Annotated in this window: 23 protein-coding genes; 13 read left to right on the top strand and 10 right to left on the bottom strand. The window is 68.0% G+C overall.

The annotated features are described in order from the left end of the window. Nucleotides 1–30: 30 nt before the first annotated feature. Together ACFWUR_RS26110 and ACFWUR_RS26105 are read right to left on the bottom strand one after the other, a co-directional pair. On the bottom strand, nt 31–603 hold the full coding sequence (locus tag ACFWUR_RS26110) for a hypothetical protein (RefSeq protein WP_378910274.1): 573 nt from the start codon (nt 601–603) through the stop codon (nt 31–33). Nucleotides 604–924: 321 nt separating this feature from the next. Further along, nucleotides 925–1,566 (bottom strand): TetR/AcrR family transcriptional regulator, encoded by a 642-nt coding sequence (locus ACFWUR_RS26105; RefSeq protein WP_378910273.1) that lies wholly within the window; start codon nt 1,564–1,566, stop codon nt 925–927. A 61-nt stretch (nt 1,567–1,627) separates the two neighbouring features. Between ACFWUR_RS26105 and ACFWUR_RS26100 the strand changes: the two genes are divergently transcribed. The 7 genes from ACFWUR_RS26100 (at nt 1,628) to phoU (ending at nt 9,342) form a co-directional block, all read left to right on the top strand. Continuing rightward, nucleotides 1,628–2,299 (top strand): class II aldolase/adducin family protein, encoded by a 672-nt coding sequence (locus ACFWUR_RS26100; protein WP_378910271.1) that lies wholly within the window; start codon nt 1,628–1,630, stop codon nt 2,297–2,299. 1 nt (nt 2,300) lies between these two features. Beyond that, complete coding sequence (locus tag ACFWUR_RS26095) at nt 2,301–3,230, top strand: carbohydrate kinase family protein (protein WP_378910269.1); 930 nt, start codon at nt 2,301–2,303, stop codon at nt 3,228–3,230. Further along, on the top strand, nt 3,227–4,576 hold the full coding sequence (locus tag ACFWUR_RS26090; RefSeq protein WP_378910267.1) for a flavin monoamine oxidase family protein: 1,350 nt from the start codon (nt 3,227–3,229) through the stop codon (nt 4,574–4,576). The genes ACFWUR_RS26095 and ACFWUR_RS26090 overlap by 4 nt, the downstream gene beginning before the upstream one ends. After that, nucleotides 4,573–5,007, top strand: coding sequence for an SRPBCC family protein (locus ACFWUR_RS26085; protein ID WP_378910266.1), 435 nt, complete (start codon nt 4,573–4,575; stop codon nt 5,005–5,007). The genes ACFWUR_RS26090 and ACFWUR_RS26085 overlap by 4 nt, the downstream gene beginning before the upstream one ends. A 135-nt stretch (nt 5,008–5,142) precedes the next feature. Then, the gene (gene dusB / locus ACFWUR_RS26080) at nt 5,143–6,264 is read left to right on the top strand and encodes a tRNA dihydrouridine synthase DusB (RefSeq protein ID WP_378910307.1); all 1,122 of its coding nucleotides are present in this window, start codon (nt 5,143–5,145) and stop codon (nt 6,262–6,264) included. Nucleotides 6,265–6,510: 246 nt separating this feature from the next. Next, entirely contained in the window at nt 6,511–8,583 is a 2,073-nt protein-coding gene (locus ACFWUR_RS26075) for an LCP family protein (RefSeq protein WP_378910264.1), read from the top strand. A 93-nt stretch (nt 8,584–8,676) separates the two neighbouring features. Further along, on the top strand, nt 8,677–9,342 hold the full coding sequence (phoU, locus tag ACFWUR_RS26070) for a phosphate signaling complex protein PhoU (RefSeq protein ID WP_378910263.1): 666 nt from the start codon (nt 8,677–8,679) through the stop codon (nt 9,340–9,342). An 826-nt stretch (nt 9,343–10,168) separates the two neighbouring features. Here phoU and pstB read toward each other — a convergent pair. The 6 genes from pstB to ACFWUR_RS26040 all read right to left on the bottom strand — a co-directional run bounded on the left by pstB (nt 10,169) and on the right by ACFWUR_RS26040 (nt 16,141). Further along, nucleotides 10,169–10,945 (bottom strand): phosphate ABC transporter ATP-binding protein PstB, encoded by a 777-nt coding sequence (gene pstB, locus ACFWUR_RS26065; protein ID WP_378910261.1) that lies wholly within the window; start codon nt 10,943–10,945, stop codon nt 10,169–10,171. Between the two features lie 20 nt (nt 10,946–10,965). Next, nucleotides 10,966–11,871 carry a phosphate ABC transporter permease PstA gene (pstA, locus tag ACFWUR_RS26060; protein ID WP_378910260.1) on the bottom strand — a complete coding sequence of 302 codons (906 nt, stop codon included), beginning with the start codon at nt 11,869–11,871 and terminating at the stop codon, nt 10,966–10,968. After that, nucleotides 11,871–12,842 carry a phosphate ABC transporter permease subunit PstC gene (gene pstC, locus ACFWUR_RS26055; RefSeq protein WP_378910259.1) on the bottom strand — a complete coding sequence of 324 codons (972 nt, stop codon included), beginning with the start codon at nt 12,840–12,842 and terminating at the stop codon, nt 11,871–11,873. Before pstC ends, pstA begins: the two co-directional genes overlap by 1 nt. Nucleotides 12,843–12,933: 91 nt before the next feature. Next, nucleotides 12,934–14,046, bottom strand: coding sequence for a phosphate ABC transporter substrate-binding protein PstS (gene pstS / locus ACFWUR_RS26050; RefSeq protein ID WP_378910258.1), 1,113 nt, complete (start codon nt 14,044–14,046; stop codon nt 12,934–12,936). A gap of 295 nt (nt 14,047–14,341) precedes the next feature. Further along, nucleotides 14,342–15,250, bottom strand: a complete 909-nt coding sequence (mshD, locus tag ACFWUR_RS26045) for a mycothiol synthase (RefSeq protein ID WP_378910256.1) — start codon at nt 15,248–15,250, stop codon at nt 14,342–14,344. Between the two features lie 129 nt (nt 15,251–15,379). Then, complete coding sequence (locus ACFWUR_RS26040) at nt 15,380–16,141, bottom strand: winged-helix domain-containing protein (RefSeq protein WP_378910255.1); 762 nt, start codon at nt 16,139–16,141, stop codon at nt 15,380–15,382. Between the two features lie 300 nt (nt 16,142–16,441). Here ACFWUR_RS26040 and ACFWUR_RS26035 point away from each other — a divergent pair, with 300 nt between their 5' ends. The 6 genes from ACFWUR_RS26035 (at nt 16,442) to ACFWUR_RS26010 (ending at nt 20,583) form a co-directional block, all read left to right on the top strand. Then, the gene (locus tag ACFWUR_RS26035; RefSeq protein ID WP_378910254.1) at nt 16,442–17,287 is read left to right on the top strand and encodes an LmeA family phospholipid-binding protein; all 846 of its coding nucleotides are present in this window, start codon (nt 16,442–16,444) and stop codon (nt 17,285–17,287) included. Further along, nucleotides 17,284–17,718, top strand: coding sequence for a thioredoxin family protein (locus tag ACFWUR_RS26030; RefSeq protein ID WP_378910252.1), 435 nt, complete (start codon nt 17,284–17,286; stop codon nt 17,716–17,718). Before ACFWUR_RS26035 ends, ACFWUR_RS26030 begins: the two co-directional genes overlap by 4 nt. A gap of 272 nt (nt 17,719–17,990) precedes the next feature. Then, nucleotides 17,991–18,533 carry a DUF4395 domain-containing protein gene (locus ACFWUR_RS26025; protein WP_378910251.1) on the top strand — a complete coding sequence of 181 codons (543 nt, stop codon included), beginning with the start codon at nt 17,991–17,993 and terminating at the stop codon, nt 18,531–18,533. A gap of 32 nt (nt 18,534–18,565) precedes the next feature. Further along, on the top strand, nt 18,566–19,399 hold the full coding sequence (locus ACFWUR_RS26020; RefSeq protein ID WP_378910250.1) for a sulfurtransferase: 834 nt from the start codon (nt 18,566–18,568) through the stop codon (nt 19,397–19,399). A gap of 5 nt (nt 19,400–19,404) precedes the next feature. Further along, nucleotides 19,405–19,710, top strand: a complete 306-nt coding sequence (locus ACFWUR_RS26015) for a DUF1416 domain-containing protein (RefSeq protein ID WP_378910248.1) — start codon at nt 19,405–19,407, stop codon at nt 19,708–19,710. A 180-nt stretch (nt 19,711–19,890) separates the two neighbouring features. After that, nucleotides 19,891–20,583 (top strand): FABP family protein, encoded by a 693-nt coding sequence (locus tag ACFWUR_RS26010; protein WP_378910246.1) that lies wholly within the window; start codon nt 19,891–19,893, stop codon nt 20,581–20,583. A 528-nt stretch (nt 20,584–21,111) separates the two neighbouring features. Here ACFWUR_RS26010 and ACFWUR_RS26005 read toward each other — a convergent pair. Further along, nucleotides 21,112–21,669 (bottom strand): CAP family protein, encoded by a 558-nt coding sequence (locus tag ACFWUR_RS26005; protein WP_378910245.1) that lies wholly within the window; start codon nt 21,667–21,669, stop codon nt 21,112–21,114. Between the two features lie 230 nt (nt 21,670–21,899). After that, on the bottom strand, nt 21,900–23,732 hold the full coding sequence (gene cydC / locus ACFWUR_RS26000) for a thiol reductant ABC exporter subunit CydC (RefSeq protein ID WP_378910305.1): 1,833 nt from the start codon (nt 23,730–23,732) through the stop codon (nt 21,900–21,902). Between the last annotated feature and the right edge of the window lie 4 nt (nt 23,733–23,736).

The following is a 23,736-nucleotide window of genomic DNA, read 5'->3' as shown; positions in this document are numbered from 1 at the left end:
GGGCCCGCTCGGGCGATGCGGCTCGTGCAGTTACTTGATCGGGAGGGCGCCGTCGGCATTGCCGACGTCGGTGATCTTCCAGTCCTTGCCCGCGTCGACGGTGATGTTGTAGGTGACCGTGTTGCGCAGCCCGTCCGGGTTCTGCGCGTTGGTGGTGCTCACGTCGACGAAGGCGGCGACCTTGTAGACCTCGCCCTCGCGCGAGAGCACCTTGGCGGTGATCGGGGTCGCCGAGGAGGTCCACTTCAGCGGGATGATGATCTGTTCGAGCTTGGCGCCCGTGGCGTCGAACTTGCTCGACAGCTCAGGCGAGGTGTTGGCCTTGAGCTTGGCGACCCAGGCATCGACGTCCTGGTAGTTCAGGGTCGCCGAACCGACGGAGTAGTCGAGGGCGATCTGCTCGGCCTTCGCGTTGTCGGCGGCCTGATCCTTCATGTCGGAGATCTCCGAGCGGGCCGAGCCGAGCAGCACGCCGAGCACGATCGCGATGATCGCGAGCACGGCGATCACGGCGCCGCCGACCAGTGAGGACACGCGCACGGCGACGGTGCCCTTGTCGGGAGTGGCGGGGGTTTTCGTCAGATCGGTGGCGCCTTCGGCCATGGGTGTTTCTCCGATTACGTGGGGACAGCGCACCGCCGGAGGCGACGATGCCAGCAGTCACAGGCTACTGAGGTGAGGCCGGATCATCGATCACCGCAGGGGGGATGCGGTGGTGTTGCTCACCGTGCCCGGGCGCCCGCCGACCCGCCGTGACCACGGCTTCGGGGCTCGACTCGCCGGATGCCACGGCATGAATCCGCCGCTCAGGCAGCACTGTTGCGTGGCTCGTGCCACAGCAGGCTGGTACCGGGTGCGGTTGTTGTGGCCACGCACGAATACGCGCACCGGGTGCGAGCGAGATGAATCACACCGCTGTAGAGGTCACTCGCCGCGCGATTGTCCGCGGCGAGCGACCTCCAGGTAGTGCGCGAGCATGACCTTGCACTCGCCGAGCAACGCGTCGTCACCGTTCGGATCGGTGCGGAAGGCTTCCTGGACCAGTGCGTCGGCGGCCAGGTGCGCGGCTCGGCACCGCGCCGGAAGCATGTTGTCGTCGGGGACCCCGAACGCGAGCAGCAGTTGGTGCAGACCGGCGCTCATCGCCTGTTTGTGCGCCCGGTCGGCTTCCCAGGTCCGCTCGCTGAGGTGACGCCCGAACCACAGCGCGCGGAAACCGGGTTGCTCGCGGTAGGCGGCGGCGTACCCGTCGAGCACCGTGCCCACCAGATCGTCCCATCGCAGCTCCTTCGCCCGGAGCACGAACTGCTGCATCTGGGCTTCGAATCCGGACAGGTACCGCAGGGCGAGCGCGTGCAGGATCGCGTCCCGGTCGGGCAGGTAGTGATACAGCGACCCGATGGACACACCCGCCTCGGCGGCGACGCGGGTGGTGGTGATGGCGTCGGCGCCCTCGCGGGCGAGCAGGTCGTCCGCCGCGGCCAGGACCTTTTCCAGGCGGGCACGGCTGCGCGCCTGCTGCGGCCGGTTGCGCAACCGGTCCACCGATTGCGATGCGGCGGTCACTCGCACTCCTCACAAAACTCGAACTTGAGATTGTTTCGAATTAACCATAGCATTTTCGATCATGACCCATGTCACAGACCTGCCGGACGAGCGCAGGCACATCGCTGCCGTGTGCCGACGACTGGCCGACGCGGGGCTGGTGATCGGCACAGCGGGCAATATCAGTGTCCGGACCGGTGACCTCGTCGCGATCACCGCGACCGGTGCGGCCTTCGGCCGGTTGACCGAGGACGAGGTCACCGTGGTGGATCTGGCCGGCAACGTCGTCGCCGGCGCACTCGCGCCCACCTCGGAGATCGAGCTGCATCTGGGCGTCTATCGAAAGACCTCGGCGGGCGCGGTGGTGCACACGCACGCGCCGATGGCGACCGCGGTCGGCTGCGTGGTCGACGAACTGCCGTGCGTGCACTACCAGATGTTGACCCTCGGCGGCAGCGTGCGAGTGGCCCCCTACGCGACATTCGGCACCCGCGAACTCGCCGACAACGTGCTCGCCGCGCTCGACGGCCGCACCGCGGCCTTGATGGCCAACCACGGAGCCATCACCTACGCCAACGATCTGGATGCCGCGGTCGAGCTGGCGCTCACGCTCGAATGGGCCTGCACCGTCTACTGGCGCGCCGCGGCGATCGGCACCCCGCGTGCTCTCACCGAAGCCGAACAGATCGCCTGCGTCGAGGCGGTCGTCGAACGCCGTTACTACACAACGCAACCTGTGAAGAACAAGGATTGACATGAAGATCGTCGCTCTGGGCGTCTACGTCCTCGACACCCTGGTCCGCCCGGTCGAAGAGATCCCGGCGGGCCAAGGCAGCGCGCTCGTCCAACAGATCGAGATGACCGTCGCGGGCACCGCGGGCGGCACCGCGGCGACACTCGCCAAGCTGGGCGCCACGGTGCACGGAGCGGGTGCGATCGGCGCCGACGCGATCGGCGATCTGCTGGAATCACTGCTGCGACGGCGGGGAATCGACACCGCGAACCTGCTGCGGCGTCCCGCCGTGCAGACGTCGGCCAGTGTGCTGCCGATTCGCCCCGACGGGTCTCGACCGGCTTTTCACGTGGTGGGCGCGAATGCCACCTACGGACCAGAGGACGCCCCATGGGACCTCATCGCCTCGGCGACGCACCTGCATCTGGGCGGCCCGGAATTCATGGGCGGCGCCGCCGCGGCGAGAATCCTGTCGTTCGCGCGTGATCACGGGGTGGTGACCTCGGCCGACCTGCTCGCGCCCGGCGATCCCGGGCTGCTCGAATGGATCGCCCCCGCGCTCGCCCACCTGGACTACCTGCTGCCCAACGACGAGCAGGTTCTCGGGCTCACCGGCGCGACCGACCTCACGGCCGGCTGCCTCGCCCTGCTCGAGCATGGCGTCGGCACCGTCGCCGCGACCGCGGGCGCCGACGGTGTGCTCGTCGTCGACAAGGACGGCCGGGACCGGATTCCGGCTTTCGCGGTCGATGTCGTCGACACCACCGGTTGCGGTGACGCGTTCTCCGCCGGATTCCTCCGGGGCCTCGCCCTCGGCGACAACACCCACGATGCCGCGGTCCTCGGCTGTGCCGCCGCCGCTCTGGTCGCGGGCGGGCTGGGCAGCGAGTTCGGCGACTTCGATCTGGACAGCGCGCGCCGGTTCGCCGCCACCACCCCCGTCCGCGCATGAACGACGTGGATGTGGTCGTCGTCGGGGCCGGGCTCTCCGGCCTGACCGCCGCCCGCGACCTCGCCGCCGCGGGACTGTCGGTGTTGGTCACCGAGGCACGTGATCGCGTCGGCGGACGCACCGTGAACGGAACCGTCGCCGGGGTCAATGTCGATCTCGGCGGCACCTTCATCGGTCCCGGCCAGGACCGGGTGCAGGCTCTCGCCGCCGAGCTCGGCTGCGCGACGCACCCCACCTACACCGCGGGCGACAACCTCGTCTTCTGGCGCGGGCGGATCCGTCGATACGCGGGCACGATCCCCCGGGTGAACCCGGTGACGCTCGCCGACGTGGAGAGAACGCGACTGCTGCTCGAACAGATCATGCGGAGGGTCCCGATCGGCCGTCCCTGGGACGCACCCGACGCCGCCCGACTCGACTCGCACACGCTCGCCTCCTGGCTGCGCAAGATTCACGCGAGCGCGGGGGCGCGCGATCTGATCGGCGTCGTCACCAAGACCGCGTGGGGATGTGAACCCGACGAGGTCTCGCTGCTGCACGTCGCGCACTACCTGCACACCTGCGGCGGCCTGAACCCGATGCTCGACACCGAGGGCGGCGCGCAGCAGGACCATTTCCCGGCGGGCGCGCAACAGCTTTCGACCAGGCTCGCCGACGAGCTGGGTGGCAGGGTCGTCCTCAACGCCGCGGCGACCCGGATCGACTGGACGGCCGACGGGGCGAAGGTGACCACCGACGACTCGATCACCCACTGCCGCAACGTGATCGTCGCGGTGCCGCCCGCCCTGCGCGGCCGGATCGTGTTCACCCCCACCCTCCCCCTCGCCCACGACGTCCTTCCGCAGCGCTGGCCGCAGGGTGTGATCACCAAGGTCTACGTCGCCTATCCGACGCCGTTCTGGCGCGCCGACGGCCTGAGCGGCCAGGCCGTCTCCGATGCCGCGCCGATCTACGGCACCTTCGACACCAGCCCCACCCCGGACGGTCCCGGCGTGCTCCTGGGTTTCATCGGCGGTTCCTACGCCCGCGACTTCGCGACCCTTCCACCCGACGAGCGGCGGGCGCGCGCGGTCTCCGCGTTCGCCACCCTGTTCGGTGAGCGCGCGCGCGAGCCGATCGACTACATCGAACAGCAGTGGGGCCGTGAGCCGTTCAGCGGTGGCGGTCCGACGGCGGCCGTCCCGGCCGGCGCGTGGACGAGTTACGGACGTGCCCTCGCCACGCCGGTGGGCCCGATCCATTGGGCGGGCTCCGAAACCGCACACCAGTGGCCCGGCTACCTCGACGGGGCGGTCCGCGCCGGCGAACGGGCCGCCCGCGAGATCATCGAAGGAGCATCGAAGTGACCTGGACCGGTTCGCACACGTTGACGACAACGGCCTCGGCGGAGGCCATCTGGTACCGCTGGACGACACCGCAGACGTGGCCCGTCGACGATCCCGACTGCCGGTGGGCACGCATCGACGGACCGGTCGTGGTCGGCGCCACCGGAACCCTCAAAGCGAAAGGGCCCGCCTCGCGATTCACCTTCACCGAAGTGGAGCCGAATCGTCGCATGGTCTTCGACATCGCGCTCCCCCTGGCCACCCTCCGCCTGCCGCACACCATGCGCGCCACCCCCGACGGCGTCACACTCACCCACGCCGTCGAGATCACCGGACCACTGGCCGGGCTGTGGGGCGCGTTGATCGGTCGCGGAGTCGTCAAGGGGCTGGCCGCGGTGGTGGCCAACGTCGCGACCAACGCCCTCGCCCACCCCACCGACGAGCGCCGGTAACTCTGGCCGGTCCCCCGCTCTGCGCGCAGCACGGCTGCCGGTGTGACCAGCGGCACCAGGGTATTCCCGGTCGCGCACTCGCCGGATGAGACAATGGTGTGCGTGACTACCACGATGCCCCAGGCGCCCACGGCGCTGCGGATCGGGCCCTACCCGGTCGATCCGCCGGTTGTGCTCGCGCCGATGGCGGGCATCACCAACCGTGCCTTCCGCAGGTTGTGCCGGGAGTTCGGTAGCGCGACCTCCATCTACGTGTGCGAGATGATCACCGCGCGCGCGGTGGTGGAGCGCAACGAGAAGACACTGCACATGATGTCGTTCGACGCCGACGAGCATCCGCGCTCGATGCAGCTCTACGGCGTGGATCCGAAAACCCTCGGCGAGGCGGTGCGGATCATCGTCGGCGAGGGCTGGGCCGATCACATCGACCTGAACCTGGGCTGCCCGGTGCGCAAGGTGACCAAGCTCGGTGGCGGATCGGCGCTGCCCTACAAGCGCAGGCTGTTCGCCAATATCGTCCGCGAGATGGTGGCCGCGGCCGAACCCGCCGGTGTTCCGGTGACCTTCAAGTTCCGTATCGGCATCGACGACGACCACCACACCTACCTCGACACCGGCCGGATCGCCGAGGCCGAGGGCGCGGCCGCCGTGGCGCTGCACGCGCGCACCGCGGCCCAGCTGTACTCGGGCGCGGCCGACTGGTCGGCGATCGCGCGACTCAAGGAAGCCGTCACCACCATCCCGGTGCTCGGCAACGGCGATATCTTCACCGCCGACGACGCGCTGCGGATGATGGACGAGACCGGTTGCGATGGTGTGGTCGTCGGCCGCGGTTGCCTCGGACGGCCGTGGCTGTTCGCCGAACTCAGCGCCGCCCTGCGCGGCGAACCGATTCCCGATGGCCCGAATCTGGGCCGCGTCGGCGAGATCCTCGTGCGCCACGCCACCCTGCTCACCGAGCACGACGGGGAGGACAAGGCCATGCGCGACATCCGCAAGCACATGGCCTGGTACCTGATGGGTTTCCCGGTCGGTTCGCAGCTGCGTCGCAGCTTCGCCACCGTGTCGAAGCTGTCCCAGATCGAGGAACTCGTCGGTCGGCTCGACCCGGCAGTGCCGTTCCCCACCGACGCGCTCGGTCCGCGCGGGCGGCAGGGCTCGCCGCAGGCCAAGGTCGCGCTCCCGGAGGGCTGGCTCGACGACCCGGAGGACGACACTGTTCCGGCGGCGGCCGATGTGATGCACAGCGGCGGCTGATCCAGCGCCGCTGACGAGCCGACATCAATTCGTAAGCCGCCGCCGTTTCGACCCGCGGCACCCGCTCGAGCAGGGATTTCCGATACCCACCGACGTGTCGCAACCACATTGCCCGCGATTCCGGTGTGCACTGGAGTGGCCACTCGTGGCGGAATCGTTATCATTGCGGGATCGTTCGACTCCGATACGAATTGGGGCCGGGCGATGACGCGCAGGCTGCGCCGGATAGAGGAGTGAGGTTCGTTGGTGGGTGACGATCGGCGCGGGCGTACGCCCCGGCCCGGAAATCGCGCCCCCTGGGAGCGCTACCCGACGGCCGAACCCACCGAGCAACCGGAAGCCGGTTCGCGACGGTCCCGGCACGCGGACACGCCGGACGCCGCGCCGCTGACGGTGGCCGACCTCGTCAACCGGGTCGACAGCGAACGCACCAGGCGCGGCAGGCGCGCGCCCGCCGACAACATCGACCCCAACTCCCGCGCGGGCCGCCGCGCCCGCGAACAAGCACCGCGCCCCACCCCGCGCCCCGACATCGCACCCCGCTCCGACGGCTCCCCCGTGGTCGACGACATCGCGGGAACCCCGCCCCATCGCGCCGAATCCCCCGCCGACCGCACCGCCACGACCGCGCTGCCCGCGCAGTCGAAGGAGCCGGTGCGCACCGCCGTTCCCGCGCGACGCGTCTCCGGGCCGATCGATCCACCCACCGATATCCTGCCCACGGTCACCGCCGTCGAGCCCAAGCGAGCCAGGCCGGTCAAAACCGCCTCCGCCGCCCCGCCGCGTCGCCCGGACACTCGTGCGGGCGCCGACGGGCGCCGGGGCAAGCAGGCACGGATGGCCGGTCGGGTCACGCTCACCGTCGTCGCGGTCCTCGCGCTCGTGATCACCGGCGGCGGCTGGAGTTACCTGCAGGCCACCGGCAACAGCTTCACCCAGATCGACGCGCTCGGCGGCGGCAACTCCGAGGACGTCCTCGACGGCGACATGCAGCTCGGCGACGAGAACTACCTCATCGTCGGCACCGACACCAGAGCGGGCATCAACGCCGACATGGGCGCGGGCTCGGCCACCGATACCGAAGGCGCCCGCGCCGACACGGTGATGCTGGTGCACATCCCGAAGAACCGTTCGCGCGTGGTGGTCGTGTCGTTCCCGCGTGACCTCGATGTCACCCGCCCGGTGTGTTCGAGCTGGGACAACGAGAAGGCCACCTACACCGACGAGAAACTCCCGTCGGCCATGAGCGACAAGCTCAACGCCGTCTACGCCCGCGGCGGGCCCAAGTGCCTGGTCGACGTGGTGCGCAAGATGTCGGGCCTGACCATCGGCCACTTCATCGGGATCGACTTCGCCGGCTTCGAGGCCATGGTCGACCAGATCGGCGGCGTCGAGGTGTGCTCGACCAAGCCGATCATCGACGGCGTCCTCGGCACGGTGCTCGAGACCTCGGGCAAGCAGCGGGTCACCGGCGAGACCGCGCTCGATTACGTGCGCGCCCGGCATGTGGTCGGCGAGGAACGCAGCGACTACGACCGGATCAACCGCCAGCAACGCTTCCTCGCCTCGCTGTTGCGTGGCGCGCTGTCGAGCAAGGTGCTCTTCGATCCGGGCAAGCTCAACGGGTTCATCCAGGCGTTCACCGCCCACACCTTCGTCGACAAGGTGAACCCGCAGGACCTGCTGTTGCTCGGGCGTTCCTTGCAGAAGATGGACGCGGGCGCGGTGACCTTCCTGACCATCCCGACCGCGGGCACCACCTCCTACGGCAACGAGATTCCGCGCGAATCCGACATCAAGGCCATCTTCCGCGCGGTCATCGACGACCAGCCGCTGCCGGGTGAGACCAAGGCGCCCGAGGTGGAGAGCTCGGCGCCGGCACCGGCCCCGGTCGCGCCGAAGCAGTACGCGGTCGCCCCCGGCACGATGTCGCTGCTGGTGTCCAACGGTTCGGGCACGGCGGGCGCGGCCGGGGCCGTGGCCTCCAAACTCGGCTACCAGGGCTTCGGGATCTACAGCACCGGCAACTACGCCGGCGGCAGCGCGACGACCTCCAAGATCCGCTTCGCCGCCGGCCTGGAGGCCGAGGCCGCCACAGTGGCGAGCACCATCCCCGGTGCGGTTCTCGAGCAGGCCAACGAGCTGGGCAGCATCATCGAAGTGGTGGTCGGCACCGATTTCGCGGGCACCGTCCGCACCGCCACCCCGGTGGGCGCGGAACTGCCGAGCGTGCCGATCGGCGAACCGCTCAGCGCGGGCCCGATCGCGTTGCCGTCCGACCTCGAGCACATGAACGCCGCCGACGACACCTGCAAGTAAAGATCGGCACCGCTGACCTGCCACGACACTGCCATGCGGCATTAACCCGGTGTTGGGTGACAGCGTTGCGGGTACCCAGTAGGGTCTGCAATTATGCGTGTCATCTACAACGAGCAAATGGCCGACCTCGCCAACCTCCTCGGCGAGATGGCCGGTCTCGCTGGCCAGGCCATGGAACAGGCCACCCAGTCACTGCTGCAGGCCGACCTCGGCCTGGCCGAGCAGGTCATCGGCGAGCAGGATCGGATCTCGGTGATGATCGCCGAGGCCGAGGAGAAGGCCTTCGCCCTGCTCGCGCTGCAAGCCCCCGTCGCGGGCGACCTGCGCCAGGTCGTCAGCGCGATCCAGATCGTCGCCGACGTCAACCGGATGGGCGCGCTGGCACTGCACGTCGCCAAGGTGACCCGCCGCCGCCACCCCGCCCACGCCCTCCCGGAGTCGGTCAACGGCTACTTCGCCGAAATGGGCCGCATCGCCGTCAACATGGGCGCGGGCGCCAAAGAGGTACTCGAGACTCGCGACCCCGAGCGCGCCGCCCAGCTCAACCAGGACGACGAGGCGATGGATGACCTGCACCGCCACCTGTTCACCCTCCTGATGGACCGCGAGTGGAAGTACGGCGTCGCCGCCGCCGTCGACGTCACCCTGCTCGGGCGCTACTACGAGCGCTTCGCCGACCACGCCGTGGAGATCGGCCGTCGGGTGATCTTCCTCGTCACGGGCGTCCTGCCGAGCGACGAAGAAATCGAAACCAGCTGAAAGCTGTTCCACCTCCCCGCGTATTCAGGCCGGACCTGAGCGCGGGGAGTTCTGTTTCTACGGTTCGGCAGTAGTCTCCCCCGCACTCGGCGAGCGCCGACGAAACAGGAGGCCCGCAACGGGCTTGTCGAGGCGGTCCTTGACCGCGTTCCAAAGGTCGGCGCCGCTTGGATCATTGTCTCCCCCAGAATGGTTAGGTAGGCTTCGTATCGGGGGGCGAATAGCGCAACCTCTGTGAAATCTTCTGAAGGGGAACAGGATTCACGATGGTAGTACGATTGATCTCTGGTGCGTTGGTCGGTGTGGCCACGATCTTGACCGCGACGATGCTTGCCCCGCAAGCTGCTGCTGCGCCAACAGCGCGTTGCGATGCGTATACCGTGGGCAACGTTCAGTATGAGGGCGGCACGAAGTGGCTGTGTTACTCCTACGGCGGCGGCTCGTACGGATGGATCACTGTCTAAGAGGGATCCGGCTCCTGCTGCGAGCTATGACGTCGTCACAGCCCGCTGACGTCAAGCGGTAGGAAGATCACGCGGACGCTCGACTGGGATTTCTCAGTCGAGCGTCTGCGTGAATGTCCGCGATGCCATTTCGATGAATATCGAGAATTGTTTGTGCCGCGTCGGCTGCGACTCTCCGAACTCTGTTGTGTCACAGAATATGACGCGCCGGCCAGCGGTGGCTACAAAGTCCCGGACGCGACCTGTCGCCGAACCACCGACGTACATTCCGTTTGCACTACTCACTACGCCGACGCAAAACGCTCGACTGGAACCCAGCCGAGCGTCTCACTGTCCATTGACCGCCGAATCCAGCCGAGCCCTTATCCGAAGCGGCCGGAGATGTAGTCCTCGGTGGCGCGCTGAGTGGGGTTGGAGAAGATCTTCTCGGTGTCGTCGATCTCGATCAAGCGGCCGGGCTTGCCCTGGGCCTCGAGGTTGAAGAAGCCGGTCTGGTCACTCACGCGAGCGGCCTGCTGCATGTTGTGGGTGACGATGACGATCGTGAACTCTTTCTTGAGCTCGGTGATCAGGTCCTCGATCGCCAGGGTGGAGATCGGGTCGAGCGCCGAACACGGCTCGTCCATGAGCAGCACGTCGGGCGAAACCGCGATGGCGCGGGCGATGCACAGACGCTGCTGCTGACCACCGGAGAGGCTGCCACCGGGCTTGTCGAGGCGGTCCTTGACCTCGTTCCAGAGGTTGGCGCCCTTGAGCGAGCGCTCGGCGACCTCGTCGAGTTCCTTCTTGTTGCGCACGCCCTGCAGCTTCAGCCCGGCCACCACATTGTCCTTGATCGACATGGTGGGGAACGGGTTCGGGCGCTGGAACACCATGCCGATGGTGCGGCGCACGCCGACCGGGTCGATCGAGGAGCTGTAGATGTCCTCACCGTCGAGCAGCACGGCACCTTCGACGCGGGCGTTCGGAGTCACCTCGTGCATGCGGTTGAGCGAACGCAGCACGGTGGACTTGCCGCAGCCGGAGGGGCCGATGAAGGCGGTGACGCTGCGCGGCAGCACGGTCAGTTCCACATTCGCCACGGCGTGGAAGCTGCCGTAATAGATGTTGAGATCTTTGACGTCGATCCGCTTGGCCATGAGGAGTATTCCGTTCGCTTCTATCGGTTCCGGGTGAGCAGCTTGTTGACGCCGGCGGCCGCCAGGTACAGCACCGCGATCATCAGGATGAGCGTGAGCGCCGCACCCCAGACACGTTCGCGGCCCGCGGCTTCCGGGTTGGCGAGCTCTTGGTAGATCAGCAGCGGCAACGAGGCCATGTTGCCGTCGAAGATGTCCTGGTTGATCGACTTCGCGTAACCGACCAGCACCAGCACGGGCGCGGTCTCGCCCATCACTCGTGCGAGCGAGAGCAGGATGCCGCTGATCATGCCGGGCGCGGCGGTGGGGATGACGATCCGCAGGATGGTCTTCCACTTCGGCACGCCGAGCGCGTAGGACGCCTCACGCAGCTCGTCGGGGACGAGCTTCAGCATTTCCTCGGTACTGCGCACGACCACCGGCAGCATCAGCAGCACCAGTGCCAGCGAGACCGCGAACGCGCTCTGCGGCATCCCGAAGGTGGCGATCCACAGCGCGAAGATGAACAGCGCCGCGACGATCGAGGGCACACCGGCCAGGATGTCGACCATGAAGGTGGTGACCTTGGCCAGTCGGCCGCGACCGTATTCGACCAGGTAGACCGCGGCCATGATGCCGAGCGGCACCGCGATGATCGAGGCGACCGCGGCCTGCACGATGGTGCCGTAGATGGCGTGGTAGACACCACCGCCGGTCTGGTCGGGCAGGATGCCCTTCTGCGAGTTGAACCACCAGTCGGCGGAGATGATCGCCGTGAAACCCTTGCTGATCACCAGCCCCAACACCCACACCAGCGGGATCAAGGCGATGACGAAACAGAGGGTGACCAGGCCGGTCGCGACGTTGTTCTTGATCCGCCTGCCGGTACTGACGTGCCGGAAGGTCGGTGCCTTGAGCGGCTTGTCGAGGGTCGTCGTGGTGGTCATCAGCCGTTCACCTTTCCACCGGAGGCCAGGCGGGCCAGTGCGTTGACGATGAAGGTCAGCGCGAAGAGAACGAAGCCGGCGGCGATGTAGGCGCCGGTCGGCAGCGGTGAACTGAACTCCGAGGCCGCCGAGGCGATCTTGGAGGCGAAGGTGTAGCCGCCGTCGAACAGCGACCAGGTACCCGCGTTACTCGCGGTGCGGAGCACCACCAGGACGGCGATCGTCTCACCGAGTGCGCGACCGAGGCCGAGCATGGAGCCCGCGATCACGCCGCTGCGACCGTAGGGCAGCACAGTCATTCGCACGACTTCCCACTTGGTGGCGCCGAGAGCCTGGGCCGCCTCGATGTGGGCGCGCGGGGTGAGCGCGAACACTTCGCGGGCCACCGAGGTGATGATCGGCAGGATCATCACGGCGAGCACGACGCCGGCGGTGAAGATGGTGCCGCCACCCGCGATCGAGACATTGCCGTCGGCGAACAGGAAGAACCAGCTCAGATTCTCGTTGAGGAAGTTCTGCACCGGCGAGATCTGCGGCGCCAGTACCAAGAAGCCCCACAGGCCGAACACGATGGAGGGCACCGCGGCGAGCAGGTCGATCAGCATCGTGAAGGGCTTGCCCAGCCGCGACGGCGCGTAGTGCGTCAGGAACAGCGCGATACCCACACCGATCGGCACCGCGACGATGAGCGCGAACACCGAGCTCAAGACCGTGACCATGAACAGGTCGCGGATACCGAAGCGGAGATTGTTGGCATCGCCGGTCGAGAACTCGGTGCTGGTGAAGAAGTTGGCGTTGTTGGCCATGAGCGAGGGGACCGCGCGGATCAGCAGGAACAGCGCGATCAACGCGATGGCCGCGACGATGGTCGCGCCCGCCGCGGTGGCCGTCCACCGGAAGATCGTCTCGGCGTTCAGGCGGCCGGTACGACCCCCGTCAGGGGCCTTGTCGATTTTCGGTTCGGTCGGCATATTCGCAGTATCTCCGGCCGCCCGTGGGCTCGTCGAATCCGACGAGCCCACTGCGGTCACCTCAGGGTTCATGGTCATGGCCGGGAAGCGATCAGGAGATTGCGTTGATCGCGGTGGTCAGCTTGGTCTTGAACTTTTCCGGGATGGCGATGTAGCCGGCCTGGTCCAGTCCTTCCTGGCCGTTGGTGACGGCCGAGGTCAGGAACGCCTTGACTGCCTTCGCGGTGTCGGCATCGGCGTACTTCGAGCACACGACCTCGTAGGTCGGCATGATGATCGGGTACGCGCCCGCCTCGGCCGGCTTGTAGAACGAGCTCACGTCGAGCACGAGGTCGTTGCCCTCGCCCTTGATCTTCGCGGAGTCGATGGCCTTGCCCGCGGACTCGGTGCTCAGCGCGACCGGGTCCTTGGAGGCCGAGGTGACGATCTGCGCGATCGACAGGTTCTGCGCCTTGGCGAAGGACCACTCGTTGTAGGTGATCGAGTTCTTGGTGTTCTTGATGGCGGCCGAGGTGCCCTCGTTGCCCTTGGCGCCTTCACCGACGCCACCGTTGAAGGTCTTGCCGCCGCCCTTGCCCCACGCGCCGTCCGAGGCCGCGTCGAGGTAGAGCTGGAAGTTGTCGGTGGTGCCCGACTCGTCGGAGCGGAAGATCACGGCGATCTTCTCCGAGGGGAGCTTGGCGTCGGGGTTGAGCGCCTTGATCTCGGGGGCATCCCAGGTGGCGACGGAGCCGTTGAACACCTTGGCGGCGGTCGGGCCGTCGAGGACCAGGTCGGTCACGCCGTCGATGTTGTAGGTCACCGCGATCGGGCCGAACACGGTCGGCAGGTTCCACGCGGGGCTCGCGCAACGCTCCTGCGCCTTGGCGGGCTCTTCCTTCTTCGAGCTCAGCGGCGAGTCCGAGCCACCGAAATCGGTCTGGCCGCCGATGAACTCGTTGACGCCGGCGCCGGAGCCGCTCGAGGTGTAGTTCAGGGTGAAGCCGTCGCAGTTGGCCTCGTAGGCGGCGACGAAGCGCTCCATGGCGTTCTTCTGCGCCGACGAACCGCTCGCCTTCAGAGCCGTCTTGCCGCCGCACTCGACGTTGGAGTTGGCGGTCATACCGTTTTCGCCGGCGGCGTTGTCGTCGCTGCCACAGGCGGCCAACGACATGGCGCCCGCGGCGAAGACGCCGACGAGGGCACTGGTGCGCTTGAAGTTCACTATTCCTCCGACAATGCTGGGTGTCTCACTCGGTCCCTCACCGGCCCGAGCGAGCGGGGTGGTGCGTTCTCCACAGGGAGATGCGCGCACCAGGCGACGACTGTGCCGCCCAAGAAATAACCTAGGGCGGTCCGGTTGACAGTTGGCCCGGTGTGGGTTAACGGAGAATGAACAGCCTCGCGCCATCAATGCCGCGGCTGTGACGTTAGCCCCAGTTTTACTCGCACTTGCCCGGTCGGCCTCGCGATATTCTCCTCGCGCACCAGAGTTCACCTCGGCTGTGAGGTGTCTCGCATCAGGGCAGCGCGTACGCCACGTCGATGTGCGCGGGGGCGAATCCGAGCTTGGTGTAGGTGCGCACGGCGGCGGAGTTGTCGGCCTCGGTGTAGAGCAGCACTTCCGTGGACCCGGCCGCGCGCAGGTGCCGCAGACCGGCCAGGGTCAGCAGTCTGCCGAGGCCACGCCCCTGCGCGGACGGGTCGATGCCGACCACGTACACCTCACCGGCCGGGGCGGCGTCGGGATGCTGTTTGGTCCAGTGGAACCCGAGCAGGCGGGTCGGATCGGCGGCATCGAAGGCCAGGAACAAGCCGGCCGGTTCGAACCAGGATTCGGCACGTCGGGCGGCGAGGTCGCGCTCGGTCCAGCCGCCCTGTTCGGGATGCCAGGCGAACGCCGCGTTGTTCACGCGCAACAGTTCGAGGTCGTCGACGAGACCCGCGTAGGTGCGCACGATGAGGTCTTCGGGGAGCTCGAGTTCCGGTAGCTCCGGGGTAACCAGGGAGCGGCGCATCTGCCACAGCTCGCGGGCGGTGACCAGCCCGAGGCCCGCGGCCAGCGCCTTGGCCGCGGGCAGGTCGCCGTGCGCCCACACCCTGGCGCCGGCGCCACCCTCGGCCAGTGCGGTGCCGACCAGATCCGCGCCGATGCCGTCACCGCGCGCGGCGGGATCCACGGCAGCCTCGGCCATCGCGGGGTGTTGCTCATGTGCCGCAACGAGATTCGCGTACCCGACCACCTCACCGGCGCGGACCGCGAGCAGATGCCGGGTCGACGGGTCGACGTCGGCGAGCGACAGCACCGCCTGCTCCGAGACCGGGGCCACGCCGTCGACGTCGGCGGCGCGGTCGAGCAGCGCGCGCACCTCGACCGCGGTGCCCGGCTCTAGTCGATCGGCCCAGGTCAGGTTTGCTGTCTTCGGCATCGCCATCCTCCTCGGTGCGCGGGCGGGTCCACCGGAGGTCAGCCCGAGCGCCGGTGCGCTACGCCATCGCCACCGTATTGCGACGCGCCGACGAGCGCTACCTCCACCGCAGCGACCGGGTGCCCGGGACTACTGAGCGGAGCCGTTGGCCGGGACGAAGGAGTCGTCGCCGTCGATGTCCTCGTCGGCGAAGGTCACCGCCTCACCCTTGGCCGCGGCTGTTCGGGCCGGGCGCACCGCCTTGTAACCGACATTGCGCACGGTGCCGATCAGCGACTCGTATTCGGTGCCGAGCTTGGCGCGCAGGCGTCGCACATGCACGTCGACGGTGCGGGTGCCGCCGAAGAAGTCGTAGCCCCAGACCTCCTGCAGCAGTTGGGCGCGGGTGAACACCCGGCCCGCGTGCTGAGCGAGGTACTTGAGCAGCTCGAATTCCTTGTAGGTGAGGTCGAGGGGGCGACCACGCAGGCGCGCGGTGTAGGTGCCCTCGTCGATCACCAGCTCACCCAGGGTGATCTTGCCGGTGTTCTCCGGGCTGGCCACCCCACCGTTGCGCCCGACCAGCAACCGCAGGCGCGCATCGAGTTCGGCGGGACCGGTGCCGGGCAGCAGGATGTCGTCCAGGCCCCAGTCCGCGTTGACAGCCACCAGGCCGCCCTCGGTCAGGACCGCGACCACCGGCACCGACGAGCCGGTGCTGCCGAGCAGACGGCACAGACCGCGCGCGGCCGCCAGGTCGGTTCTGGCGTCGACCAGCGCGACATCGGCACTGCTCGCCTCCAGCAGGGACGACACCTCGGTCGGCGCGGGCCGGACGTTGTGCGCCAGAAGCGTCAACGACGGCAGGACCGCATCGGGGTTGGGGTCGGAGGTCAGTAGGAGCAGCTCCATGGGGCTCTCCTCCTATCTCGTTGCTCCGCGGACGACAGCAGCCGCGCAGCTACGTCGCCGAAACACAGGTTTAGTCGTGTGCAACATTAGCGCCTATACCGCCACGACCTCGCAACACGGCGTCCAATTTGTGTCTTTCGCGCTGCGCTCGACGCGGGTCGCCCCGCCGCCGAACCGACCGGAGGGTTCGGCAGGGTCTGCTCTTCCGTCTCCGACGGAAGAAGCCCGGCGGGGGCGAGAAGTGCGGCCAACGGGCCCGCGACCCGCGGCGCCCGCCGCCGTAAATATAGAGTCCTACCCATGCGCAAGCTGATCATCGGGCTTCTCTGCCTGGCCGGTTTGGCGGTGGTCATCGATTTCGGCGCCGCCGCCTACACCGAATACCACGTCTCCCGCCAACTCCGGGCAGGCGCGGATCTCTCGGCCGATCCGGAAGTCACGTTCCACGGATTCCCGTTCACCGCTCAGGCGATGAGCGGCCGCTACGACGACGTGACCATCCGCGCCCGCGGCATGCGCCCCGACATCCCCGGCGAGATCGGCATCGAGGCCAATCTCCAAGGCCTGCACGCCCCGGCGAGCGAATTGCTCGACGGCGCGGCGCGCAATGTGCAGGTCGACCGTATCGACGCCAGGATGCACATCGAGCCCACCGAGCTCGGCAAGCTCTTCGGCATCCCCGACCTGCAGGTACACACCCGTCCCGCCGACAAGTCCGACGGCACCGGCGGTTCGGGCGGTTCGGGCATGACCACCGCGGGGGCGCTCGTGCTCACCGGCACCCTGGCGACCGCGCCGAACGGCCGCGTCCTCAGCGCGGGCGTCGTGCCCACCGGCAGCAGTACCCGGGTGCCCGTGCAGGTGCAGGCCGACCTGCTGCTCGACGGCGATCAGGTCCGCATCCAGGCCACCGGCTTCTACCGCGACAGCAACAGCGGACCGGCCGATACGACGGCCGCTACCAAGTCGGAGATCCCCGAGGCCGATCGTGGCGCGGTGCTCGAGCGGTTCAGCCGTACCATCGATACCAAGGAGTTGCCGTTCGGTGTCGCACCGACCGAGGTGTCGGCGCTCGGCGGCCAGATCGTCGTCGAGGGTGTCGGCCGCAACGTCACCATCGACCTGGACCGATTGCAGCAACCATGATCGAGATCGTCATTCTGGCCGTTGTCATCGTGGCCGCCGTCGCGGTCGGCTTCTACCTGTCGCGCAGGCAGGGACAGGTTCGTCCCGCCACCCTCGACCCCGAGACGCAACAGCGCGCCCGCCTGCTCGACGCCGCCGGTGTCACCCGCACGGCCCCCGCGGTGCTGCACTTCTCGGCCGACTGGTGCGGCCCGTGTGAGGCGGTCCGCCGGGTCGTGGCCGGGGTCACCGCCGAGTTGTCGGAGTCGCCGAATGCCCCGCGCGACATCGAGATCGACATCGACGCCGACCCCGCGCTCGCCCGCGAACTGAACGTCCTCTCCCTGCCGACGACCTTCGTCTTCGACGCCGAGGGCAAGGAGCGCTTCCGCATTTCCGGAGTTCCGAAAGCGGGCGACCTTCGCACTGCACTCGAGCCCCTGACCGTGTGATCTCCGTCTGTGTTCCGGGCCCCCGAGACATTCCCCGGCGAGACCGGGTAAACTACTTTTCGTGCAAACCGACCACGAGCTGATGCTCACCCGACGCCGCACAGTTGATCTGTGTCGCCTCGGTGGTTGTTGCTGCCTGTGCTGCTGACCGATCGGCCCCGTCTCTCCCGAGATTTCTGACGTCGATCCATGCCCGCCGTGCGAGTGATCCTTCCGATCCCCCGGTGACCAGGCAGATCCCTGACTTACTGACAAGCCAAGGAGTTCGCACAATGACCATCTCCGATTCCCCACCTCGCGTCGATGTCCGCGGGCCGCGTTTCGTGGCCTGGGTGAGCACCGGCGTGCTGATCCTGGTGCTCCTCGTCGGCGCCTTCTCGACCGCCGCGGCCGCGATTCTGATCGGCCTGCAGGCCGTCGTCTTCGCGATCGGCGCGGTCGCGGGCCCCGCCGGGCACCCGTACGGCCGGATCTACGCCGCGTTCGTCGCGCCGCGCAACGGTCCGCCGACCGAGACCGAGCCCGTGCCGCCGCTGCGTTTCGCGCAGGCACTCGGCCTCGTGTTCGCCGGTCTCTCCCTGCTGGGCTTCGCGCTCGGCTCCCCGATCGTCGGCGCGGTGTTCGCCGGCTTCGCCCTGTTCGCGGCGTTCTTGAACGCGGCGTTCGGGGTCTGCCTGGGCTGCCAGATCTATCCGCTGGTAGCCCGCTTCCGCCGGTCAGCTCCACACATTGGCGGAACTGGCCGACCCTCCGTGGTTACGCAGGCTGCCTCCTCCGGGCCTGAGTCCAACTCCGCCGCCCCGGCACCGAACTGACCCCCTTGCACGTCATCTCTGAAAGGAACAACATGGCTCGCTCCGATGTCCTGGTCTCCGTTGACTGGGCCGAAGAGAACCTCAACGCCCCCGGCGTCGTCTTCGTCGAGGTCGACGAGGACACCTCCGCCTACGAAGGTGGCCACATCGAAGGCGCCGTTCGCCTCGACTGGAAGACCGACCTCCAGGACCAGGTTCGTCGCGACTTCGTGAACCAGGAGCAGTTCTCCGACCTGCTCTCGGCGCGTGGCATCGGCAACGACGACACCGTCGTGCTGTACGGCGGCAACAACAACTGGTTCGCCGCCTACGCATACTGGTACTTCAAGCTGTACGGCCACAACGACGTCAAGCTCCTCGACGGCGGCCGTAAGAAGTGGGAACTCGACGGTCGTCCGCTCTCGCGTGACGCGGTTTCGCGCCCGGCCACCCAGTACAAGGCCGCCGCCCCCGACCTGAGCATCCGTGCCTTCCGCGACGAGGTCATCGCCGCGATCGGCACCAAGAACCTGGTCGACGTGCGCAGCCCCGACGAGTTCTCGGGCAAGATCCTCGCTCCCGCGCACCTGCCGCAGGAGCAGAGCCAGCGTCCCGGCCACATCCCGGGCGCGATCAACGTGCCGTGGAGCAAGGCCGCGAACGAGGACGGCACCTTCCGCAGCGACGCCGACCTGGCCGAGCTGTACAAGGACGCGGGCCTGGACGGCGAGAAGGAAACCATCGCCTACTGCCGCATCGGCGAGCGTTCCTCGCACACCTGGTTCGTGCTGCAGGAGCTGCTCGGCCACCAGAACGTCAAGAACTACGACGGCAGCTGGACCGAATACGGTTCCCTCGTCGGAGCGCCTATCGAGTTGGGAGCGTAATCAATATGTGTGCAGCACCTACCCAGGGACAGGCCATTCCGGCCGGCGTCGACGTGGAGAAGGAAACGGTCATCAGCGGCCGCGTCCTGAGCACCGACGGCCAGCCCGTCGGCGGCGCGTTCGTGCGCCTGCTCGACGGCAACGGTGACTTCACCGCCGAGGTCGTGGCGTCGGGCACCGGTGACTTCCGCTTCTTCGCCGCGCCGGGTTCGTGGACCCTGCGCGCGCTGAGCTCGTCGGGCAACGGCTCCGCCGAGATCAGCCCCGAGGGCGCGGGCATCCACTCGGTCGACGTCGCGGTCGCCAAGTAAGAAAGCTCACAACGGCCCTGGTAGTTCCTGTGCGGGAACTACCAGGGCCGTTTTCGTATCTGTTGCGCCGAGTAGCTAGACTCCGATCGTGGTCATCTTCTTCGAGGTACTCCTAGTCGCCGTGTCGATTCTCATCGGCTGGTTCGGCCTGTACGTCCTCTACCGGCTGTTCACCGAGTCATGAGCGGACTCGCTGGCGAAGGTAACGAACCGGCCGAGCGAGCGAGTACCGAGCAAAGCGCTCCGGCCGAGCGCCGTAGCGGCGACGAAGCCGTCACCGTCGCCGCCGAGCGGGCGAAGGAAACCGGCGCCCGCAATATCGCGGTGCTGCCCGATCTTCCCCTGCCCGAGGACACGGCCAATCTGCGCCACGGCCCAGATCTGAACCACGCGATGCTGGCCCTGCTGCCGCTGGTGGGCGTATGGCGCGGCGAGGGCGAGGGCAACCACCCCACCGACGGTGACTACCGCTTCGGCCAGCAGATCGTCGTCTCCCACGACGGCGGCGACTACCTGGTCTGGGAATCGCAGACCTGGAAACTCGACGCGGAGGGCGCGTACACCGCCCCCGACCTGCGTGAGAGCGGCTTCTGGCGGGTCGGCGGCGAGGGCGCCGACGAGATGCTCGAGCTCCTGCTCACCCACAGCAACGGCGTGGTCGAGCTGTACTACGGCAAGGCCCGCAACCAGGCCTCCTGGGAGCTCGCGACCGACGTCTCCATTCGCAGCACCTCCGGCGTGGTGGTGGGCGGTGCGAAACGCCTCTACGGCATCGTCGACAACGGCGACCTCGCCTATGTGGAAGAACGAGTCGATCCCGACGGCGCGCTCGTCCCCCGCCTGTCGGCGCGGCTGGTGCGCTACATCGGCTGACGATCCTTCGCGAACGGCCCGCCCAGATCTCTACTGGGCGGGCCGTTTTCGTTCCGACATGGAGCGACCCCCGAGCCGTTCCACCGCGTTCGATGAACGTGATGGTCCCGGTTGGATCGTCCGGGGGCTCGGGGGTCGGGTGACTGCCTGGGATTCGCTCAGCGCACCGCTGGGGAATCTCCCGCAGTGGAGCTGCTAGCGGGCAGCCACCTCACGCATCCGATGAACATACATTCTTCAGACCACCTCCTCTCTTGTGTACTGATGAATCTAGCTCCGCCCGACGCGGTCGGCAATTGATTTAATTGCGCGCCTGACCTGGGTGGATACGTACTACAGGCCGGGTACCGGCTGGCACGCGCGCACCGACTCGTTCAGACTCCGACTGTTCGCCGAGCCCCTCCTCGGTCCCCCGGTAGGGTCACGGGGTCCGAGGAGCATCGGCGCGAAAAGTGCCGGCAGCCGGACTGATCCAGGCGTTTCGGTAGTAATCGCCGGATCCGGGTTGCGCGGCGGAGTCGTCGGCGGTCAGCCCAGTCGGCCCACGTTCTGGGCGAATTGGCCGATGATGTTGCCGGTGGGCGCGTAGTTGGCCACGACATAGGCGGTGGAGCCATAGCATGAGGCCCCGATTCCAAGCTGTCTGCTGCTTTTCCAGACCGTCTGTGTGAAGTGACCGGCTTTGCGGTGGTTCGCCGTATCGTCAGGATTGTTGAAGTCGTAGTCCCTGATCTCGTTGTACCAGGCCTGGACGACGGTCTCGCCACCGAGCTGCCGCGATGGATCCGACACCCAAGACATGTATAGGTTTTCGCCGTATTTGTTTTGCGTCCGGTGGGCGAATTGATCGGTGCGGGCCAGATGGTCCGCCCACTCCTGAGCCCAAGTGCTGATCGTTGCATCCAGTACCAGCGGTGGCGCGCTGTGGCGTGCCCGATATTTGTTGTGTGCCGTGAGCATCTCTTGGCTGATCGTCGGCGACACACAGCGTTTGTCCTGCTCATCGGCGCCGGCGGTGCCCGTAGAAGTCAGGGCTGCCGCCAGGAGCACGGTGGCGGCGGCGGAAAGGACACGGTCAAGACGCATGACGATCTCCCGAAGGAAGTGGGGATGGTGCGTGGAACAGAAACCGCGAGATCATCATCCTAATAGTCCAGGTAGCAGAATCGCTCCAACTCCACCCGGGACAACACACCGAAACGCCCGTACCCAGGCACACCCGCGTCATCACGCCGACATGAAACCACCAGCTCAACAGCAGGATTCAGCCTGCACGCTCAGCGTGACTCTTCTCCCGGATGCTCCTCAACCGCCGATTACGACACGGCGCGCGGGTGGTCGACGCGGCAGTCGCCAGTAGCGCAGAGGGTCACGATCGTGTCGGCTCCGTGGCCGGTAGGGATCTGGTGGGTGACGACGACGACGGTGCGGTCGGCGGCGACGAGACCGCTGTTCGCGTCGAGAAGATCGCGCAGGAGTTGGTCGCCTTCGGCGGCGGCCAGGTGTTCGGTCGGTTCGTCCAGGAGCAGGGTGTGCGCGGGGGCGACGAGGGCGCGGGCGAGGAGGATGCGGCGGCGTTGGCCACCGGATACCGCTGCCGCGCCCGCGGTGAGCGGGGTGTGCACGCCGTCCGACAGCGAGTCCAGCCACGAGCCGAGTCCGACTGCGCGCAATGCCTTTTCTGCCTCGTCGGCGGTGAGATCACCACGCGCCACCCGCAGGTTCTCCAGGATCGAGGTCCCGAACAGGTGCGCGTCCTCGGCGAAGAACGTGACCCCGTCGCGAGGGGTGTCGAACAGCCCCGCCCACGCCATCAGCAACGTCGTCTTCCCCGCCCCACTCGGGCCGACCACAACCACTCGCCGTCCATCCGGCATCGGGATCCGGCGGGCCGCGGCGGCGGTGGGCATCCGCTGCTCGATCGAATCCCGGTCGGCCGCCGATTCGTTGTCCGCGAGTTCGACCGCCCCCCACTCACGCCGGGCTGCGCCGGCCTCGACATCGGCGGCGTCGGCACGGGGTGCGCGGGTCGCGGTACTCGCCGAGACGCTGCGCAGGCGGTGTAGGGCCGCGCGGGAGGTCGTGAGGGCGGTCGCGGCGGCCGGGAGGGCGCCCACCGCTTCGAAAGCGGAGAGGGGAACCAGCACGAGGATCGTGAGAGCCATCGGGGTCATGCCGCCGGGAAGTCCGCCGGTGGGGCCGTAGGCGGCGATGCCGACCAGCAGCGCACCGAAGGTACTGATCCCGATCGAGACCGGAGTAGCCGCTGCCGCCCAGGCACTGCGGGAGGCGGCCGAATCCTCGGCGACCATGGCACGACGAGAAGCGTTGTCCGCCACCGCGAGTGCCGCGTCGAGCCGACCGGCGACGCGAAGTTCGGCCGCGTGATCGAGCACCGTGAGTCCCTCGGCGGTGAACTCGGCCCGATCGGCCCGCACCGCCCGCTCGGCCTCACGGGCGGCAACGGCCGACAACCACGGCGCGAGAATCCCGGAAACACTGAGCGCGACAGCCAGAATCACCGCGGCGAGTGGCGAGATGATCGCGATCAACACCACTGCCGCCAGCGACAACACCACCGCGACCGCCACGGGCACCAACACCCGCACAACCACTGCCCCGAGGTCGTCGATATCGGCACCGATGCGCACCAGCACATCGCCGCGCCGCAACTCACGCTCCGCGGCAGGCACCGAGTCGAGGTTGCCCGCTTTCCCGCGACGTCCCGGGGCGGCCTTCGCCACACCGTGGAGATCAGCCGATGACTCGGCGCGCCCCGACTCGCCGACGTCGGATCGGTTCGCTCCCTCCTCGGCGAGCCCGGCCGACGAGGCGCTGCGATCCCGCCACCACCACACATCGGACCGGGCCAACGTGCGATACACCGTGGTCCGCGCGGTGGTCATCGCCCGCAACGCCACATCGTGGGTGGCCAGGCGTTCCAGGTACCGGCACAACCCCCGCGAGATGCCAAGCGCGCGCACCGCGACCACGGCGACGCTCAGGTGCAGCACCGGCGGCATCTGCCACGCCCGTGCGATCAACCACGCGGCCAGCGCGGCCAGAGCGAGCCCGCTCCCCAGCGCGACCACCCCCCACACGATCGCGACCGCGACCCGTGCGGGCGACAACGCGAGCAGCCGCCACATCTGC

It is taken from the genome of Nocardia sp. NPDC058633 (assembly GCF_042717045.1).
Lineage (GTDB): Bacteria > Actinomycetota > Actinomycetes > Mycobacteriales > Mycobacteriaceae > Nocardia.
The sequence above is the reverse complement of the archived record's forward strand: the minus strand, read 5'-3'. Positions and strand labels throughout refer to the sequence as shown.

Bases quoted from the DNA above. Each gene is read 5' to 3' on its own strand.
- ACFWUR_RS26015 (WP_378910248.1), top strand. From the start codon at position 19,405: ATGTGTGCAGCACCTACCCAGGGACAGGCCATTCCGGCCGGCGTCGAC.
- pstB (WP_378910261.1), bottom strand. From the start codon at position 10,945: ATGGCCAAGCGGATCGACGTCAAAGATCTCAACATCTATTACGGCAGC.
- ACFWUR_RS26010 (WP_378910246.1), top strand. From the start codon at position 19,891: ATGAGCGGACTCGCTGGCGAAGGTAACGAACCGGCCGAGCGAGCGAGT.
- pstC (WP_378910259.1), bottom strand. From the start codon at position 12,842: ATGCCGACCGAACCGAAAATCGACAAGGCCCCTGACGGGGGTCGTACC.
- ACFWUR_RS26020 (WP_378910250.1), top strand. From the start codon at position 18,566: ATGGCTCGCTCCGATGTCCTGGTCTCCGTTGACTGGGCCGAAGAGAAC.
- ACFWUR_RS26090 (WP_378910267.1), top strand. From the start codon at position 3,227: ATGAACGACGTGGATGTGGTCGTCGTCGGGGCCGGGCTCTCCGGCCTG.
- ACFWUR_RS26040 (WP_378910255.1), bottom strand. From the start codon at position 16,141: ATGGAGCTGCTCCTACTGACCTCCGACCCCAACCCCGATGCGGTCCTG.
- pstA (WP_378910260.1), bottom strand. From the start codon at position 11,871: ATGACCACCACGACGACCCTCGACAAGCCGCTCAAGGCACCGACCTTC.
- ACFWUR_RS26005 (WP_378910245.1), bottom strand. From the start codon at position 21,669: ATGCGTCTTGACCGTGTCCTTTCCGCCGCCGCCACCGTGCTCCTGGCG.
- cydC (WP_378910305.1), bottom strand. From the start codon at position 23,732: ATGTGGCGGCTGCTCGCGTTGTCGCCCGCACGGGTCGCGGTCGCGATC.
- phoU (WP_378910263.1), top strand. From the start codon at position 8,677: ATGCGTGTCATCTACAACGAGCAAATGGCCGACCTCGCCAACCTCCTC.
- ACFWUR_RS26030 (WP_378910252.1), top strand. From the start codon at position 17,284: ATGATCGAGATCGTCATTCTGGCCGTTGTCATCGTGGCCGCCGTCGCG.
- ACFWUR_RS26110 (WP_378910274.1), bottom strand. From the start codon at position 603: ATGGCCGAAGGCGCCACCGATCTGACGAAAACCCCCGCCACTCCCGAC.
- mshD (WP_378910256.1), bottom strand. From the start codon at position 15,250: ATGCCGAAGACAGCAAACCTGACCTGGGCCGATCGACTAGAGCCGGGC.
- ACFWUR_RS26095 (WP_378910269.1), top strand. From the start codon at position 2,301: ATGAAGATCGTCGCTCTGGGCGTCTACGTCCTCGACACCCTGGTCCGC.
- ACFWUR_RS26035 (WP_378910254.1), top strand. From the start codon at position 16,442: ATGCGCAAGCTGATCATCGGGCTTCTCTGCCTGGCCGGTTTGGCGGTG.
- ACFWUR_RS26100 (WP_378910271.1), top strand. From the start codon at position 1,628: ATGACCCATGTCACAGACCTGCCGGACGAGCGCAGGCACATCGCTGCC.
- ACFWUR_RS26025 (WP_378910251.1), top strand. From the start codon at position 17,991: ATGACCATCTCCGATTCCCCACCTCGCGTCGATGTCCGCGGGCCGCGT.